This is a genomic window from Streptomyces sp. NPDC056128 (assembly GCF_042263835.1).
In the GTDB taxonomy this organism is placed as follows: Bacteria; Actinomycetota; Actinomycetes; order Streptomycetales; family Streptomycetaceae; genus Streptomyces.
Window position 1 is genome coordinate 1 of the sequence record NZ_JBHJVQ010000038.1, and the last position, 16,948, is coordinate 16,948.

Consider the following 16,948-nt stretch of genomic DNA (forward strand, 5'->3'; position numbering starts at 1 on the left):
TGCCGCCGGTGCGAGGAAGGCACCGCCGGACGCGTCGCCTCAAAGGGGGAATGTCCGAGGGACGAACCAGGTCGATCCGGTACTGCGGAAACTCGGAGCGGTTCCGGCAGGGCGACGAGAACCCGGTCATTGCTCACGACCTGCGGGTCAGCGTCCGATCGGGTCAGCGGTGGCGCAGAGCCTGCTCGCAGAACGGGCCCCGGGCCCTGGCTTCCAAGGGCCCGGCATCGCTGCCGCTGCTCAGTGACGAACTGTTCGCCGTGCTCGAGCGGGAGCTGGCCAAGGGGCCGGTGGCACACGGCTGGCCGGACCAGACCTGGACCCTGTCGCGGATCAAGACGCTGATCGGGCGCCGCTTCCACAAGAGCTACACCGTGCAAGGGGTGGCCGCCCTGCTCAAGCGGCACGGCTGGAGCTGCCAGGTCCCCGCCCGGCGGGCGATCGAGCGGGACGAGAACCTGGTGGCCGGCTGGGTGAAGGAGACCTGGCCGAACGTGGAAGGACCGTGGCGGCGCTCGACGCCTGGCTCGTCTTCGAGGACGAGGCCGGATTCTCGATGACGCCGCCGACCACCCGCACCTGGTCCCGCCGCGGTCACACCCCGGTGACCCGCGTGCGGGGCCGTTCCCGCCGCCGCTTATCGGTGGCCGCCCTGGCCTGCTACAAGACCGGCGAACCCTCGCGGCTGATCTACCGGCCCTGCCCAGACGCCCGGCCCGATGGGCGCAAGAGCTTCTCCTGGAAGGACTACCGCGACCTGATCCAGACTGCCCACCAGCAGCTTGGCGGCCCGATCGTGCTGGTCTGGGACAATCTCAACACCCACCTGACGGCCGGAATGCGCCGCTACATCGCCGACCGCGACTGGCTCACCGTCTACCAACTACCGCCCTACGCACCCGACCTCAACCCGGTCGAAGGCATCTGGTCCGTCCTGCGACGCAACACCACAGCCAACCGCGCCTTCGCCAACCCCGACGACCTGATCACCGCCGTCCGGCGCGGCCTGCGCCAGCTCCAGTACCGCCACGACGTCCTCGACGGCTGCCTCACCGGCACCGGTCTCCGACGCCAGCCACCATGACGACATCACGCATTCAAGGTCAGTAACCCTTGTGCGCGTGCGGTGGGGTGCGCCGTCGGTTCAGCAGCCACCATGCGGTGACGAGGTCTTCCGTACGTCGCAGGTCCAGGTCGGTGAGGTGCTGGAAGCGGTTGACCCGATAGCGCACGGTGTTCGGGTGGACGGCGAGCCTGCGCGCGGCCTCTGGTGCCTGCTGGTCGCACTGGAGGTACACCCGCGCGGTCCGCTCGATCTCCTTGCTCGAACGCCCCGCCTCGTCCAGAGCCGTCATGTGCCGTGCGTCGAGGCCGGCAGCGGTGCGTGCGCCGGCCAGTACGAGAGGCCGCGGCCCGAGGTCCGGTAGTCCCACGACGCCCGACATTCCGAACTGACCGGCGGTCTCCAGCACAAGTACCGCCTCGTCGAACCCGTCACCGAGCCGGTCGAGCGGAAGAGCTGGGCCGACCGCGACGAGGTGATCGGCGGTGTTGTGAGGCGTCTTGGGTGTGATGCAGCCCAGGTTCGTTCCGACCTGCGCGATCAGCAGGCGGTCCGCGGGCAGGTGCAGGGCGGAGGCGATGATGCGGCGGACCGCGTCGGCGTCGGCGGCCGTCGCGGCCTTCGCAGCCAGGGCGACGTAGTGCGCCTGGGGATCGAGTCCGAAGACGGCCGCGTCGCGGTTGAGCCGTTCGGCCGGGTACACCCCGCCGAGTACTCCTGCCGCGAAGGCCGACCGACGCTCGGCGTCGAAGTGCGCTTGCTCCAATGCCAGCTCGTGTTTGACCCTGGCGAACACCGAGGACGCCTCGTTGGAGAATTCCCAGGTGCTGTCGTGCACGGCGAGCAGGAGTTCCAGCGGGAGATCCACTTCTGCCGCGACTTCGTCCAGCACAGCGAGCATCTCCCGGGAGCCCAACTGGTAGCCGATGGCCAGGGCGTCGAGCGGAACGCCCCGGGCCACGCGCTCGGCGGCGTACTCACTGAGCACCTCGCGGAGAGCGTCGTCTGGAACGCGCAGGGAGGAAAGCTCCGCCAGGAGGATGTCCATGAACCGGCGGGCAGAAAGCCGGATCTCGTCGTCGGACAGGACCATATAGCCCGGAACGTGTTCGCGTACCTGTGCGAGGTACCGGTCCCCGTAGGCATCACGCAGTGTGCGAAGCCGCTCGGTCGCGGCCATGACCTTGGCGCGTGCCGACTCGTCCAGGGTGGCGAGGTCCGGCATCCGCCGGTGCACGGGCCAGGCCATCGGGGTCTCGTTCTCCATGGCCGCACCTTAGTCGGCTCAGTTGTTCTCCGGAACAAGGTCGGCGCGTCGACGTTGGCGGTGAACACGTAGCCCGCCGGGTCAATGCGGCCCACACTGTGCCGAAGCTCGTGGCGACCTTGTTCCGGCTGCCATCCCGAGCCCTCTTCAACGGCGAAGGGATCTCTGTCATGGCTCGTTCTCGCCTGAGACGTCCGACCAGTGGGTCGGCGCCGCGCTCGTCGGCCGGCTACGTACTGGGGCTGCTGTTCGTCGGCAACCTGCTCAACTACTACGACCGGGCCCTGCCCTCGGTCGTACTGGAGCCCATCAAGGACGAGTACGGTCTCGACGACACCCAGGTCGGCGTCCTCGCCTCCGCGTTCGTCCTCGTCGCCGCCGTCGCGGGTGTCCCGCTCGGGCGCCTCGCCGACCGGATCGCCCGCAGGACGGTCGCGGGCTGGGGGCTGCTCGTGTGGAGCGCGGCCACGGCGGCCGGGGGAGTGCTGACCAGCTTCTGGGGCTTCTTCGCCTCCCGGGTGGGCGTGGGCGTCGGCGAGTCCAGCTACGCGCCGGCCACCGGGTCGCTGCTGTCGGACCTCTATCCGAGCGAGCGCCGCTCCCGGGCTCATTCCCTGTTCATGCTCGGCTTTCCGATCGGCACGCTCCTGGCGTTCTTCACCGCCGGCGGGCTCGCCGTCGCGTTCGACAGCTGGCGGGCGCCATTCCTCATCGCGGCGGTGCCCGGCATCGTGGTCGGACTCCTCGTGCTGCGGATACGGGAGCCGGAGCGCGGCGCCGCCGAGCCGACGCGTGCCGCTACGAGTGCCACGCGCGGCAACCGCCGGAAGAACCTGCTCTCGCTGCTGAGAGTGCGCTCCATGTACGGGATGCTTCTCGCGTTCGCCGGCTACAACTTCGCGGCCTACGCCATCGGCACCTTCCTCACCCCTGTCCTCCAGCGCTACTACGGTCTCGGCCTCGTCAGTGCAGGCGCCGTGGGGGGCGTCGTCGTAGGCGTCACCGGGCTGATCGGCCTGCTGGTGGGCGGCAGAGTGCTGGACCGGGCGGCCAGGAAGTCGCCTGCGGCACGGGTCCAAGTGGCTGCCGTCAGCCTCGTCGGAGCAGCGGTGCTCTCGCTCGCCGGCCTCGCGGCGGGCCGGGGCGCGCTGTGGCAGCTGCTGGTGTTCCTGAGCCTGGGCTACTTGCTCGGCATCGTCTACCTCGCGGCAGCGGTCCCCGTGGTGTCCGACGTCATCGCCCCCGAGCAGCGCTCCGGTGCGCTGGGCCTGATGTTCGCCATCGGCTACCTCCTCGGAGGAGCGGCCGGACCAGTCTTCGTCGGCGCCCTGTCCGACTCCCTGGCCGCGGCATCCGGGTCCGCCGCCGCGGCCTCCGCCCACGGACTGCAGACCGCCATGATGATCACCGTTCCCCTCGCCTTCGCCGTCGCGGCGATCGGCATGCTGCTCACCTCCCGTTTCGTCCAGGGCGACCGCGCCACGATGCTTGCCCGCGAGACCGCGGCATGACACGAAAGGACATCCAGATGACCGACCCCGCAGGCAAGAACCCCATGGTCCAGCACGTTCAGGTCCTCGTCGTCGGCGCCGGGTTCTCCGGGATCGGCCTGGGGCACGTCCTGCTGAAGTCGAGGTTCACCGACTTCCTCATCCTCGAACGCGCACCCGATGTCGGTGGCGTGTGGCACGCGAACACCTATCCCGGCTGCCGCTGCGACGTGGCGTCCCACCTGTACTCCTTCTCCTTCGCCCCCAACCCGGAGTGGTCCTCGACGTATTCGCCGCAGAAGGAGATCCACGCCTACCTGCGGCAGTGCGTCGACCGCTTCGGGTTGCGCCCGCACCTGCGCACCGGCATCGGTGTCGACGCGGCACGCTGGGACGAGACGGACCAGCTCTGGCACGTCACGACGAACGAAGGAACCTGGACAGCTCGGATACTGGTCAGCGCGGTGGGCCCGCTCACCGAGCCCAAACTCCCCGACGTACCCGGTATCGACCGGTTCCGCGGCAAGATCATGCACTCGGCCCGCTGGGACCACGACCACGACCTGACCGGTGAGCGGGTCGCCTCGATCGGGACGGGCGCCTCCGCCATCCAGTACGTCCCCGAGATCGCCGACCAGGCCGGCAAGCTCTACGTCTTCCAGCGCAGCGCTCCGTGGATCACCCCCCACGACAACCGGCCGATCACCGACGCCGAGCGAGCACGGTTCCGGGCCCGCCCCGTGCGGCAGCGGATCGAACGCGCCAAGGTCTACGCCGCCAAGGAGCTGCTGGTGCTCGGCTTCGCCAAGCAGCCGAGGCTCATGCGGCTGCTGGAAGCCGTCGCCCGCAAACACCTGGAGCGGCAGGTGGCCGACCCTGCGCTGCGCAGGGCCCTCACCCCGGACTTCACCCTCGGCTGCAAACGCCTCGTGCCGTCCAACAGGTGGTATCCCGCACTGCAGAAGCCGAACGTCGAGCTCGTCCCCAGGGCCCTGCGCGAGATCCGCGAACACAGCGCGGTCGACGCGGACGGTGTCGAACGCGAGGTCGACACCATCGTCTTCGGCACCGGCTTCCACGTCACCGACAGCCCCTTCGCCGACAAGGTCCGCGGTCGCGACGCCGGGTTGATGAGCGAAGTGTGGGGCGGTTCCCCGCGCGCCTATCTCGGTGTGTCCGTCCCGGGGTTCCCGAACTTCTTCATGTTCCTCGGTCCCAACTCCGGTCTGGGCCACAGCTCGATGGTCTACATGATCGAAGCCCAGGTGGAGCACGTGAAGAACGCCATCCGCGCGCTCGACCTCTCCGGCGCCACGTCCATCGAGGTGGACCGGCAGACGCACGACGCCTACAACGCCCGGCTCGACCGGAAGCTGGCGACCACGGTGTGGGAGAGCGGCGGCTGCCGCACCTTCTACCAAGACGCCAACGGCCGCAACGCCACGATCTACCCCGACTGGACCTTCAGCTACCGTCGGCAGGCCGTCCGATGGAAACCAGAGGCCTACCACCTGACTACCCGGCCGGGCACCGCCGACCAGCAGCCTGTCGCGACCCTGGACGCCTCGTGAGGGCCGTGGCCCTCACGAAGGGGCGACTGGAACTCATCGACCTGCCGACTGCGCGCCCCGGCGCGGGCCAACTGCTCGTCCAGGTCGAACGGTGCGGGATCTGTGGCTCGGACCTGCACGCCCGCCACCACGGGGACGAACTGGCGGACGTGCTGAAGCTGTGCGGTTACCCGCGCTATCTGCGCTCCGACCAGAGCGTGATCCTGGGCCACGAGATCTACGGCGAAGTCGTCGACCACGGCCCCTGGAGCACCAGGCGGCTCAAGCCCGGAACGCCGGTGGTCAGCGTGCCCCTGGTGCGACGCGGCCGGCAGGTCGACGGCGTCGGCCTCTCGGCACACGCCCCGGGCGGCTACGCCGAGCACGTCGTCGTCCAGGAGGCACTGACCCTTCCGGTTCCCAACGGCCTGCCCGCGGACATCGCCGCGCTCACCGAACCCATGGCGGTGGCCTGGCACGCCGTTACCCGCGGCGAGGTGACCCGAAAGGACGTCGCGGTCGTCCTGGGCTGCGGACCGGTGGGCCTCGCGGTGATCGCCGTGCTGAAGAGCCGCGGCATCACAACCGTGATCGCCAGCGACTACTCCGCGGGCCGCCGGGCGCTGGCGACGAAGTGCGGCGCCGACATCGTGGTCGACCCCGCGGTCGACTCCCCGTGGGGCGAGGCGTCTGCCGGGCACGGCTTCATGACCACGATGCCCGACGAGTACAACGCCGGCATCGACGCCATCGCAGGCATGACCAGACTGCCACTGCCCTGGTGGACGGCCTGGCGTGCGCTGGACAAGATCGGCGCGACCCGCCCGAAGCGTCCGGTGGTGTTCGAGTGCGTAGGCGTCCCCGGCATGCTCGACGGCATCCTCGCCGAGGCCCCGCTGCACTCGCGCGTCGTCGTCGTGGGCGTCTGCATGGGCGCCGACGCGATCCGTCCCTCGCTCGCCGTCAACAAGGAACTCGACCTCCGCTTCGTCGTCGGGTACACGCCGCTCGAGTTCCGCGACACTCTCCACGCCCTCGCCGACGGCACACTCGACGCGTCCCACCTCATCACCGGACGAGTGGGACTGGCGGGCGTCGGGGAGGCCTTCACCACCCTGGCCGACCCCGAAATCCACGCCAAGATACTCATCGACCCCCGGCTCGCTTCGAACCAAGTCCTGACATCGTGAGCTCTGCCTCCAGGTCAACATCGGCACCGACCTCCGAACGGCGATGGCCTGCGCCGCTCGGCCTGCGCTTGGCAGGGGTTCTGGTGAGCGTTTCCGGAGGCGGTCGGGGCGCGCGGTGCGTCTCCGCTGCGGCGGTATCCGCGGGCATCCAGCTGCCGGCGTGGAATCCCGTTGGCGGCACTTCACGACGTGGGGTGCGCCAATTGAGCCGCCAACGCGGAGGACTCCATGACTACGATCACAGCCACCTTGCGGGCACCCGCCGCGTCCGCCGCAGAACTGAAGGAGGGCACGGAAGCGCTGGCGCCTCGGTGGTCACGAGGCGGACTTCAGGTCCTCCTTCGAGATCACGTCCGAGCTATCCGTCGTCAACGCCCTCCTCATCCCGTATCTGTTGTCGGCCATCAGTATGTTCGAGTCGGGGTTCGCCACGGCCGACGACATCGACACCGGCATGACGCGGGGGTGTGCGTATCCCATGGGCCGCCCCCGCCGGCCACATCGGCCTCGACGCCACTCTGGCCATCGCCGAGTCCCTGTACGCCGAATACAGGGAGCCGTCGTACGCCCCGCCTCCGCTGCTGTCCCGCATAGTGCAGGCCGGACACCTCGGCCGCAAAGGCGGCCAGGACCTCTCCTCCTACGTCACTTCCGATCGGATAACTACTACTTACAGTATTTGTAGATTGTAACTTTCAGCAGTACGGTCGCAGTATGGAGATGCGACACCTGGGAACCAGCGGCCCCCACGTATCGACGGTGGGGCTGGGCTGCAGTGCGATGTCGGGCACCTACGGCCCGGCGGACGAGGCGGAGGCCATCGCGACGGTCCACGCCGCGATCGACGCCGGTCTGACCCTGCTCGACACGGCGGACTTCTACGGCATGGGCCACAACGAGTGGCTGATCCGGCAGGCCCTGCGTGCCGGGGACCGGGAGAAGATCACGCTGAGCGTGAAGTTCGGGCAGCTGCGTGGCCCGGACGGCAGCTTCGGCGGCAGCGACGGCCGCCCCGCCGCGGTGAAGAACTTCCTGGCCTACTCCCTGCATCGCCTGGGAACCGACCACCTTGACATGTACCGCCCCGCCCGGCTGGACCCCGACGTGCCGATCGAGGAGACGGTCGGCGCCATCGCGGAGCTGGTCGAGGCCGGATACGTGGGGCACATCGGCCTGTCGGAAGTCGGCGCGGAGACGATCCGCCGGGCCTACGCCGTCCACCCCATCGCCGACGTCCAGCTCGAGTACTCGCTCTTCAGCCGCGGCATCGAGGACAGCATCCTGGACACCTGCCGGGAGCTGGGCATCGGCATCACCGCCTACGGGGTGCTCTCCCACGGCCTGCTCTCGGGCAGCTACCGGCCCTCCACCGACGGCACCGACCCGCGCTCCCACCTGCCTCGTTTCAACGGAGAGAACGTGGAGGCCAACCTCGCGCTGGTCGACAACCTGCGCAAGGTCGCCGACGGGCGCGGCGTGACCGTGGCGCAGCTTGCCATCGCCTGGGTGATCGCCCAGGGCCGTGAGAGGAACGACATCGTGGCCCTGATCGGCGCCAGGAGGCCGCAGCGCGTTACTGAGGCGCTGCCCGCGGCCGAGCTGGACCTCACCAGCGAGGATCTGGCCGCGATCGAGGAAGCGGTGCCGGCCTCCGCGGTCGCCGGCGACCGCTACGCCGCGCCGCAGATGCAGCAGCTGGACAGTGAACGCTGATGCCCCGCACCGCCGTACTGGACGCCGAGACCATACTCGCGGCCACCGAGGACGTGCTGCGCCGCCACGGACCGGCCAAGGCCACCGTGGTCGACGTCGCCCGCGCCCTGGGGGTGAGTCATGCGGCTGTCTACCGGCACTTCTCCTCCAAAGCCGCACTCCGTGAGGCGGTCACCCGCCGCTGGATCGACCGCTCCTACGACTGCCTCGCGGCCATCGCCGACGACACGACACTGGCTCCGCCAGAGCGGCTGCGGACCTGGCTGACCGCACTGTTCACCGCCAAACGCGCGAAGGCGCTGGACGACCCCGAGCTCACCGCCACCTACGCGGTCCTGGCAGCCGAGCACAACAGCGTGGTCGCCGAACACGTGGCCGTACTCGTCGGCCAGGTACGCGCCATCGTCAGCGCCGGTGCCGCGACCGGTGACTTCGACGTCAAGGACCCGGGAGCGGTGGCCCAGGCCGTCTTCGACGCCACGTTGGCCTTCCACCACCCCGCCCACGCCCCCTCCTGGCAGACCGACGGCATCGACACCGCCTTCGACCACGTCTGCACCCTCCTCATCGACGGCCTGCGTGCCGTCCCCCGCTGACACCCCGCATGACCTGGAAAGGATCGAGATGTCCCTGAACGCCGATGAACGAGCCCGCACCAGCGCAGAACTGCACGCCAACCTCCGGCTCTCCGGCACGGACCTGGAAGAGGCGCGGGCCGCCCTGAGCCTCACACCCGACCGGTTCGAGACCGCTCTGAACTGCAGCGACGCTGCCAAGCCGTCGGATGTCTGGCTGCTGCGCGACCACTTTCAACAACTGGTCCAAGACCAGGGTGGTACGCCCGAGCCCTACACCGTCCTCACCGAGCAGGCCCGCTCGGCTGCCCGCCGTTGGTTCCGGTTGCGGCGAGCTCCCCGCCGACCGCAGCAGAATTGAAGCACCATGCGTCGGAGCCCTTGACGGGGCGTCAAGGGGCGGAACTTTGCGGTACGTAGCCGCCGCGCCCGCGCTACTCCTCGTTTCGTAGGTTGAAGGACGCCTGGGCGGCGTCTTCCTGTGCGAGGGCTTCGTGCCGGCTGGTCCATCCGGTTGCCTGACGCAGTGCGTCAGGATCGCCCCGCCGACCCCATGATGGTTGCTCAGCTGTGAAACCGGCCTGTCAGCACCGTGAGACCGCCTCCGCGCCGGCACCCGTGGACACCTGGGTCCACAGTCCGAGTCGGTCGCAGTCGGCGACGGTCGTCCTCGGGTCGCTCGACGCGCAGCCGACCAGCAGCCGGCGTGTCGCCCGTGCCGCCTCGGGGCTCAGCCGGCAGACCAGCTCCACGAGCCCGCTTGGTTCGCAGCGGACCAGGTCGGCCGCCACCTGTTCGGCGTCGCCGCCGCAGGCCGCGCGTGCGGCGGCGACGAGCAGGTTCAGTACACCGAAGTGAGTGGGGTGTGCGGCCCGGAAGTTCCTGGTCGCCAGTTCCACACAGCCCACGGCCTTCACCGGCAGTCGACCCGCAGATGCAAGGACCAGGGCACGGGCATAGGCGTCGGGCGGCGCGAAGGCGTGCGGGCCCGGACCCGCGCAACGGAGGCGCAGCCCGACCCTGCAGCCGGGCCGCAGACCGTGCGCCGCGTCGACGAGGCGGGGGACGTCGTCGAGCCGCGCGGGTTCTGCGAACAATCGGACCCCCGTCTCCTCGACCAGGCGCGCGACATGGGAGAGACCCGAGGCCGTGTCGGCCCTGCCGGAAAGGGCGAGCGGATACTCGACGGCCGTCAGGACGATGCGCGGGTCCGCCTGACACCGGGCCATCGCGGGCGCGAGTCCGGTGACGTCCGCGTCGGCCACCAGAGCGACGCGGATCAGGTCGTCGGACGTCAGTACCCGCCGGAGGTCGTCCAGGCGTGCGGCCGGGCACATGAGGCGGTGGGTCATCTGACCGTGCCGTACGGCACGGTCGCGCCGGTGCCGGGTCAGCGCGGTCGCCATCCCGCGGTCCGCCAGGGGGAGTCCGGTGGCGGAGAACAGGGAGCCGTCGTCGATGAGATCTGTGAGCAGAATGCGTCCCGCACCCATGTGATGGTCTCCGGTTCGTACTGTGGGCGCCCTTTGCGCCGTCCGAGGCCGCTGCGCCGAACGGCGCCCTTCATGGCGGTGTCAGTCCTGGGAGAAGACCTTGCCGGGGTTGAGAATCGCGTGCGGGTCGAGCGCCTTCTTCACGGCGGAGTGCATGTCGAGGACCGTGTCTCCGACCTCCTGGGCGAGACCGCGGCGTTTGAGCAGACCGACACCGTGCTCGCCGGTGACGGTGCCCCCGAACTCCAGTGCCGCGTCGATGATGTCGTCGAAGGCCGCCTGGGCCCGGCGGCGGGCGTCGTCGTCGCCGGGCCTGGTGACGATCAGGGGGTGCAGGTTGCCGTCCCCGGCGTGCGCGATGTTCGCGATGAGAGTGTCGTGGGTGGCCGCGGCGGACTCGATTCGGGCGAGCATCTCGGGCACGCGGGCGCGGGGCACACACACGTCCTCGGTCAGTACCGGGCCGAGGCGCTCCAGCGCGGGGTAGGCCAGCCGCCTGGCCGCGAACAGGGCGTCGGCCTCCTCGGGATCCGTGGAGCGGGCGGCCCAGTCGGCTCCGCCACGCCGGAAGCACTCCACCATCGCGTCGGCGGCGGCTTCGCCCGCGGCACCGGGATCGTCGACCCGTCCCAGCAGCAGCACTTGCGCGTCGGCGGACAGGCCCATGTTCTTCCAGTCGTCAACTGCCCGGAGACAGTGCCGGTCGACCAGCTCCAGTGCCGACGGCACGAGTCCGGCCTTGGTGACCTCGTGGACGGCGTGTCCGGCTGTGACCACCGAGTCGAAAGCACCCACCACGGTCAGTTCCGCCGGGCGGGCGGGCAGCAGCCGGACCGTGATCTCCGTGATGACGGCGAGAGTGCCCTCCGAGCCGACGAGCAGCCCGCACAGGTCGTAGCCGGCCACACCTTTGGCGGTACTCCGCCCCAGGCGAACGACGCGGCCGTCCGCGAGTACCGCCTGGAGCCCGAGCACGTAGTCGCGGGTGACGCCGTACTTGACGCAGCACACGCCGCCCGCGTTGGTGGCCACGTTCCCGCCGATGGTCGACCACGGCGAGCTGGCCGGATCCGGCGGGTACCACAGGCCGTGCTCCGCGCAGGCCGCCCGCAGGACGTCGTTGACCACGCCCGGCTCTACGACGGCGAGACGCTCCACGGGATCGATGGACACGATGTCGGTCATCGCCTCGAAGGAGAGCATCACGCAACCGTCGACCGCGTTGGCGCCTCCGGACAGCCCGGTGCCCGCGCCTCGGGGCACGAGGGGGATCCGGTGCCGGCCACAGAGCCGTACGACCGTGGCGGTCTCCTCAGCGGTGCGCGGGCGTACGAGCAGCGCGGGCTTGCCATGCGGTGCCCACTCGGCCTCGTCGTGCGCGTATCCGGCCAGCAGTGCGGGGTCGGTCCGGACGCGTTCGGCAGGAAGTTCGGCGTTGAGGGCTGCGATCAGACTGGCGATGTCGGTCATGACGGTCTGCTCCTGGCGGGGGTGGCGGTGGACGACGTGAACGGGTCGGCGTGCGGGGGCCGCGGTCTTCCGTGGTGCGCGGGGGTCCCCGGGGCAATCCGCGCTGCGCGCCGGGGCCGCGAGCCTCCGCCGTGTGAGGCGGCGTCCCGGGCGGGCCGTCGGCTCGGGCTGGGACCATCCGTTACTCGTGCTTCGGAAAGGTCCGCAGCGCTCTGCTCCCGGACTCGGAGGGACCGGTGACGCACGCGCGGTGCCGGCTTCCGGCCCGTCGTCGTCCGACTGCTGACGGGCGCGCCCTCCACCGGCGGCCGGCGAGGCCAGGACCGAAGCGGCGTGTCCGGGTACATCAGCCCACTCCGTGCAGGTACCGGCGTGGCACACGGGCACCGATGCGGGTCACGATCTCGTAGGAGATCGTTCCCGCGGCCTGGGCCCATTCCTCGGCCGTCGGTCCGCCGTGCTCTCCGGAACCGAAAAGCTCCACCGGGTCCCCGACCTCTACCTCGGCCGCGTCGGAGCCCAGGTCGACGACGAACTGGTCCATGGCGACACGACCTGAGACGGTCCGCCGTCTGCCGGCCACCTGGACGGGGCCGGTGGAGGAGGCGTGCCGGGGGATGCCGTCGGCGTAACCGAGGGGGACGAGGGCGAGTCCGGTCTCGCCGGTGGTGCGGTAGGTGTGGCCGTAGGAGATTCCGTGGCCCTCCGACACGCGTTTGACGTGCGCGACGCGGGCGCGCAGTGTCATCACCGGCCGGAGGCCGAGCTCCGCGGGCGAGCACAGCTCCGGCACCGGGGACAGGCCGTACTGGGCGAGCCCGACTCGGACCATGTCGAAACGCGACTCGGGCAGGGTCAGCGTCGCGGCGGAGTTGGCGATGTGGCGCGAGCGTGGTCGCAGTCCGGCCTTCGCGGCGACGGCGACAGCCTCGCGGAACGCGTCGAGCTGGGCCACGATCGAGGCGTGGCCGGGCTCGTCCGCACGGGCGAGGTGGGACAGGACTCCGGTGACGGAGATCATCCCTTCCGCCTCCGCGGTCCGCGCCGCGGCCACCAGACCGTGCCACTCGCGGGCCGAGGCACCGCCCCGGCCGAGTCCGGTGTCCACCTTCAGATGCACACGCGCCGGGTGGCCGGCCGCACGCACGGCGTCGAGCACGCGGGGCAGAGCCCACATGCCGCTGACACAGATCTCGACGTCGGCGGTCACGGCTTCGTGCCAAGGGCTGCCGGGAGTCCAGAGCCAGCACAGCACGTCGGCCTGTTCCCGGCCGATTCCGGCAGCGCGCAGCGCCAGCGCCTCTTCGGGCGTGGCGGTGCCCAGCCGACGCACACCCGCCGCGACGGCGGCGCGGGCACACGGCACCGCGCCGTGTCCGTAGGCGTCCGCCTTGAGCACGGACATGAGTTCGGCTGAACCGGCACGCTCGCGTAGCGCGGACAGGTTGTCACGCAGTGCGGCGAGGTCGATCAGGGCCTCGGCCCGTGGCGCGGTCTCCATCGCTCGACGGCTTCCTTCGTCTCTCGTGGGTACCGCGGGAGGGCGGTGAAAGGGGGGAGCAGAATCCATCGCGGCACACTCGCCAAGGGCACGGCTGCCCGCCGTGCCCCTCGTGCCCGCTCGGCACCGGTCGGGCGGACGCGTCCTTACCGGCTGTGGAGTCCGCTGTTCAGAGGCTGCGGAGATTCTTGACGATCCGGCCGTCCTGGATGACCAGGCCGACCTTGTCGCGGTCGGCGAAGATCTCGGGGTCCTCCAGCGGGTTTCCGAGGAAACCGACGAGGTCGGCCTGTTTGCCGGCCTCGATGGTGCCGGTGTCGGCGCCGATACCGAGGATGTCGGCGTTGACACTCGTGGCCGAGACGAGCGCCGCCATGGGGGACTCGATCCGGGCCCGGATGGACAGCTCGGTTCCGCGTCCGCTCTGGTCCGGGCCGATCAGGTCCGAGCCGAGGCCGATCCGGACGCCGGCCCGACGGGCGGCGTGGATGGCCTCGATCTGTCCCAGCTCGGCGACGCCGACGCGTTCGGCGACGTCGGCGGTGAGACCGGACTTCGTGGCGTCGTCGAGCAGCGCGCGCACCACCGCGAGCGTCGGCACCAGCGCGACATCGTGCTCGGCCATGAGAGCGGCGGTGTCGTCGTCGATCTGCGAACCGTGTTCGACACCGCGCACCCCGGCCAGGACGGCCTGCCGGACTCCCTGGTTGTTGTGCGCGTGGACCGTCACATACGTTCCTCGCGCGTTCGCCTCCTGCACCGCGACAGCGATCTCCTCGGCCGAGAACTGGGTGTCGGTGAGACTGTCGTGGTGTGACACCACACCGCCGGTCACACACAGTTTCAGGAACCGCGCTCCCCGGCGGAAGGCCTCCCGGGCGTTCCTGCGCATCTCGTCTGGGCCATCGCTCAGGAGCGACAACGAACGCAGTCCCGGGATGTCGTGCCGGGACCAGTCGTGCGTCGGTTCCCACTCCGGAGCGAGGTAGCCGTGTCCGCCGGTCTGGCACAGCACGGGCCCGCAGGACAGGATGCGCGGCCCGGGGATCTTGCCGCGGGCGACCACGTTGACGAGTCCCGCGTCGATACCACCGACATCGCGGACGGTGGTGAAGCCGGCCTCCAGCGTCTGCCTGCAGTTGGCGAACATGTCGGCCGCCAACTCCGCCACGGACAGGCGCTTGCCGAAGCTGGCGTCGATGTCGCTGGAGAGCCCGAGGTGCACATGTGCGTCGATCAGGCCGGGGACGAGGGTCATGCCGCCCGAGCAGTCCACCACGTCGGCGCCGGGACGAGGTGTCCCGCCCACCTGCGTGATGCGGCCGTTCTCGACGAGCACCGCCTGAACCGCGACCGGGTCACGTCCGGTGCCGTCGACGACCGTAGCGCCCACCAGCCACATGGCTCTCTCCGTTCCCCAGGCCCCGACGCACCGGACGGAAGCTTCCCGTCCGGTTGTGCGATCGCAACGCCAATGCTGTCGCAGACGCTAGAAGTATCCGAGACGATGGAGCAACGTATGGACCGTACATCGACACCCCGCAACGATGTGCGCATCCTCTAGGATCCGGCATCCGGCATCTGCCGCATGTCGTAGGGCGAGGAGGAATGCATGAAAGAAGACGTCGGCTGGCTCGAGCTGCTGGTGCGGGACGCGCCCGCCGAGGAATTCACCGCCCTGGGTGCGGAGCTGAGCGCGCGCGGCCGCTCCGGTCCGGAGGCCACAGCGACCGCCCTGCAACTGAAGTCCCTGCTGCAGCAGCGAGGACAGCGTGCGGGGGAGCTGAGGGCGCTCAACGACATCGCCGGCCGGCTGTCGACGTTGCACGACCCGGGGGAGGTGCTTGCCGCGATCGTCGAGCAGGCCAGGCGGTTGCTCAGGGTGGATCTGGCCTACCTCGGTCTTTCCGAGCAGGAGCCGGAGCCCGCGATGCGGGTCGCCGTGGCCAGTGGTGCGCTGACCACCGAACTGATCGGACTGCGGGTGCCTCAGTCCGCCTCTCTCGCCGGAGACGTGATACGCAACGCGTCACCCCGCTGGGTCAGCGACTACCGGACCTCGGCGGTCTTCCGGCACGACGAGACGGCAGACGCCGCCGCGGTCTCGGAGAACATGCGAGGCCTGCTGGGTGTGCCCTTGGAGGTTCGCGGCCGGGTCATCGGCGCGCTCTTCGCGTGCAAGCGATCCGAACGGCACTTCACCACGGACGAGGTCGCCCTGCTGTCCGGCCTGGCCGCGCACGCCGCTATCGCCATCGACAACGCCCGGGGTCTCGAACGGCTCGCCGCCGCCAGGGACGAACTGGCCGGCCGCACCGCGGAACTGGAACGCACGGTCGCCTGGAACCAGCGGCTGACGCAGCTCGTCCTGCGGGGTGGTGGCGTCGACGACCTGCTCACCGAGATCGCCTCCGTCGCCGCGGCACCCGTGCGCCTCGTCCGCCACGACGGGGGCGGCGCCCCGGACGTGCTCGATCACGCCATCGCCACGGCCGCCGCGGGCGGTCCTGCCGACGAACCGATCCACACCACCCTGGACGATCGGCACCTGGTCATGCGCAGGGTGATGGCCGGCCATCGGGACTTCGGCGTTCTGGCCATGACCAGCTCCGTCGAGCCGAGCCCGGAGGATGTCCTCGTGGTCGACCAGGCCGCACCCGCCATGGCTCTGGCCCTCGTCGCCGAGGACGCCGTCGCCGAAGCCGGACGCTACGCCCGGGACTCGCTGCTGGCCGAACTTCTGACCACCTCCTCCACCGACACGGCCGGCAGACGGCAGCTGGCCCGGCGCGCCGGTCTCGACCTGACGGCCCGCTACTTCATCGTGGTGGTCGATCCCGAGGACGGCCTGTCCGCGACACGTCAGCGGCTGCAGCGGTTGAGCTGGCCGTCCGGGACGGCCATGGCCGGCTGCAGGGGACAACTGGTCGTTCTTGTACCGGCCGGGCAGGGCGAGGTGGTCCACCACCTCTGGAAGTCCCGTCAACTGCCCACAGCAGGGCTGGCGGGCCCCACGTCTCCCGGCCCCGAAATCGCCGAGTGCTACCGCGAGGCGGTCGAGACCATGGAGGCGCTCACCGCGCTGGGCCTGACCGGAGCAGTGCGCACGGCGGACCAGCTCGGACTGTTCCGGGTCCTCCTGAACCATGCCGGCCGACGGCAGATCGAGGCGGCGTTCGAGCGGGCGCTGGCCCGGGTCCGGGCCGAGGAGGACACCAGAGGAGTCCCTCTCCTGGAAACCCTCGAGTGCTTCCTCGCGGAGGGCAGACGCCCCCGTCCTGCCGCGCGGGCCCTTGGCATCCACGTCAACACCTTGTACCAGCGGCTCACCGTCCTCGACCGGCTGATCGGGGACCGGTGGCGTGAGCCGGAGCAGGCGCTCGAACTCCAGCTGCTCCTGCGGCTGCGGCACGCCGTCACCGCGTTCGACGCGAACCCGTAGGCGCCCGGTCGCCGCGGTGGACGTTTCGCACATCGTCCGGGACTGACACCGGGCGGTACGTACGTGTACACCGTGAGGTGCGGGCTTTAGTCTCCGTCGGAAGCGCGAGCCGTCGGAGGGATCACGCGAACCGGCGCCGGCGGCCGACTCCGGCCGCCTCTCAGTACCGGGCGGTGGCACACCGCTCACCAGAA

Annotated in this window: 14 protein-coding genes and 1 pseudogene; 10 read left to right on the top strand and 5 right to left on the bottom strand. The window is 70.3% G+C overall.

Going from position 1 to position 16,948, the window contains the following annotated elements:
• Positions 1-50: 50 nt before the first annotated feature.
• Both ACFC1X_RS36730 and ACFC1X_RS36735 read left to right on the top strand, forming a co-directional pair.
• Positions 51-560, top strand: coding sequence for a winged helix-turn-helix domain-containing protein (locus ACFC1X_RS36730; RefSeq protein WP_376362826.1), 510 nt, complete (start codon positions 51-53; stop codon positions 558-560).
• Entirely contained in the window at positions 557-1,084 is a 528-nt protein-coding gene (locus tag ACFC1X_RS36735; RefSeq protein WP_376362979.1) for a transposase, read from the top strand. The genes ACFC1X_RS36730 and ACFC1X_RS36735 overlap by 4 nt, the downstream gene beginning before the upstream one ends.
• Before the next feature lie 19 nt (positions 1,085-1,103).
• Here the strand turns inward: ACFC1X_RS36735 and ACFC1X_RS36740 are convergent, their stop codons facing one another.
• On the bottom strand, positions 1,104-2,330 hold the full coding sequence (locus tag ACFC1X_RS36740) for a PucR family transcriptional regulator (protein ID WP_376362829.1): 1,227 nt from the start codon (positions 2,328-2,330) through the stop codon (positions 1,104-1,106).
• A gap of 170 nt (positions 2,331-2,500) precedes the next feature.
• On the opposite strand from ACFC1X_RS36740, the gene ACFC1X_RS36745 reads away from it, so the two are divergent.
• From ACFC1X_RS36745 to ACFC1X_RS36775, 7 genes and pseudogenes are all read left to right on the top strand, one after another.
• A complete protein-coding gene (locus ACFC1X_RS36745; RefSeq protein ID WP_376362832.1) occupies positions 2,501-3,841 on the top strand; it encodes a spinster family MFS transporter in 1,341 nt (446 codons plus the stop codon).
• Between the two features lie 17 nt (positions 3,842-3,858).
• Positions 3,859-5,391, top strand: coding sequence for a flavin-containing monooxygenase (locus tag ACFC1X_RS36750; RefSeq protein WP_376362834.1), 1,533 nt, complete (start codon positions 3,859-3,861; stop codon positions 5,389-5,391).
• A 5-nt stretch (positions 5,392-5,396) separates the two neighbouring features.
• The gene (locus tag ACFC1X_RS36755) at positions 5,397-6,560 is read left to right on the top strand and encodes a zinc-binding dehydrogenase (protein WP_376362836.1); all 1,164 of its coding nucleotides are present in this window, start codon (positions 5,397-5,399) and stop codon (positions 6,558-6,560) included.
• A gap of 409 nt (positions 6,561-6,969) precedes the next feature.
• Positions 6,970-7,252, top strand: a pseudogene (locus ACFC1X_RS36760) (3-hydroxyacyl-CoA dehydrogenase family protein).
• A gap of 22 nt (positions 7,253-7,274) precedes the next feature.
• Positions 7,275-8,273 (top strand): aldo/keto reductase, encoded by a 999-nt coding sequence (locus ACFC1X_RS36765; protein ID WP_376362839.1) that lies wholly within the window; start codon positions 7,275-7,277, stop codon positions 8,271-8,273.
• Positions 8,273-8,869 (top strand): TetR family transcriptional regulator, encoded by a 597-nt coding sequence (locus ACFC1X_RS36770; protein WP_376362841.1) that lies wholly within the window; start codon positions 8,273-8,275, stop codon positions 8,867-8,869. Before ACFC1X_RS36765 ends, ACFC1X_RS36770 begins: the two co-directional genes overlap by 1 nt.
• 28 nt (positions 8,870-8,897) lie before the next feature.
• Entirely contained in the window at positions 8,898-9,209 is a 312-nt protein-coding gene (locus ACFC1X_RS36775; RefSeq protein ID WP_376362844.1) for a DUF2316 family protein, read from the top strand.
• A gap of 223 nt (positions 9,210-9,432) precedes the next feature.
• Here the strand turns inward: ACFC1X_RS36775 and ACFC1X_RS36780 are convergent, their stop codons facing one another.
• From ACFC1X_RS36780 to ACFC1X_RS36795, 4 genes are all read right to left on the bottom strand, one after another.
• Positions 9,433-10,341, bottom strand: coding sequence for a hypothetical protein (locus ACFC1X_RS36780; RefSeq protein ID WP_376362847.1), 909 nt, complete (start codon positions 10,339-10,341; stop codon positions 9,433-9,435).
• An 81-nt stretch (positions 10,342-10,422) separates the two neighbouring features.
• Complete coding sequence (locus ACFC1X_RS36785) at positions 10,423-11,811, bottom strand: FAD-binding oxidoreductase (RefSeq protein ID WP_376362850.1); 1,389 nt, start codon at positions 11,809-11,811, stop codon at positions 10,423-10,425.
• Between the two features lie 346 nt (positions 11,812-12,157).
• Positions 12,158-13,312, bottom strand: coding sequence for an alanine racemase (gene alr, locus ACFC1X_RS36790; RefSeq protein ID WP_376362853.1), 1,155 nt, complete (start codon positions 13,310-13,312; stop codon positions 12,158-12,160).
• Positions 13,313-13,481: 169 nt separating this feature from the next.
• Positions 13,482-14,714, bottom strand: coding sequence for an amidohydrolase family protein (locus tag ACFC1X_RS36795; RefSeq protein ID WP_376362856.1), 1,233 nt, complete (start codon positions 14,712-14,714; stop codon positions 13,482-13,484).
• A 210-nt stretch (positions 14,715-14,924) separates the two neighbouring features.
• On the opposite strand from ACFC1X_RS36795, the gene ACFC1X_RS36800 reads away from it, so the two are divergent.
• Positions 14,925-16,754, top strand: a complete 1,830-nt coding sequence (locus ACFC1X_RS36800; protein ID WP_376362858.1) for a helix-turn-helix domain-containing protein — start codon at positions 14,925-14,927, stop codon at positions 16,752-16,754.
• Positions 16,755-16,948: the final 194 nt, after the last annotated feature.

Coding starts and splice junctions, on each gene's coding strand:
- ACFC1X_RS36730 (WP_376362826.1), top strand. CDS start 51: ATGTCCGAGGGACGAACCAGGTCGATCCGGTACTGCGGAAACTCGGAG.
- ACFC1X_RS36735 (WP_376362979.1), top strand. CDS start 557: ATGACGCCGCCGACCACCCGCACCTGGTCCCGCCGCGGTCACACCCCG.
- ACFC1X_RS36740 (WP_376362829.1), bottom strand. CDS start 2,330: ATGGAGAACGAGACCCCGATGGCCTGGCCCGTGCACCGGCGGATGCCG.
- ACFC1X_RS36745 (WP_376362832.1), top strand. CDS start 2,501: ATGGCTCGTTCTCGCCTGAGACGTCCGACCAGTGGGTCGGCGCCGCGC.
- ACFC1X_RS36750 (WP_376362834.1), top strand. CDS start 3,859: ATGACCGACCCCGCAGGCAAGAACCCCATGGTCCAGCACGTTCAGGTC.
- ACFC1X_RS36765 (WP_376362839.1), top strand. CDS start 7,275: ATGGAGATGCGACACCTGGGAACCAGCGGCCCCCACGTATCGACGGTG.
- ACFC1X_RS36770 (WP_376362841.1), top strand. CDS start 8,273: ATGCCCCGCACCGCCGTACTGGACGCCGAGACCATACTCGCGGCCACC.
- ACFC1X_RS36775 (WP_376362844.1), top strand. CDS start 8,898: ATGTCCCTGAACGCCGATGAACGAGCCCGCACCAGCGCAGAACTGCAC.
- ACFC1X_RS36780 (WP_376362847.1), bottom strand. CDS start 10,341: ATGGGTGCGGGACGCATTCTGCTCACAGATCTCATCGACGACGGCTCC.
- ACFC1X_RS36785 (WP_376362850.1), bottom strand. CDS start 11,811: ATGACCGACATCGCCAGTCTGATCGCAGCCCTCAACGCCGAACTTCCT.
- alr (WP_376362853.1), bottom strand. CDS start 13,312: ATGGAGACCGCGCCACGGGCCGAGGCCCTGATCGACCTCGCCGCACTG.
- ACFC1X_RS36795 (WP_376362856.1), bottom strand. CDS start 14,714: ATGTGGCTGGTGGGCGCTACGGTCGTCGACGGCACCGGACGTGACCCG.
- ACFC1X_RS36800 (WP_376362858.1), top strand. CDS start 14,925: ATGAAAGAAGACGTCGGCTGGCTCGAGCTGCTGGTGCGGGACGCGCCC.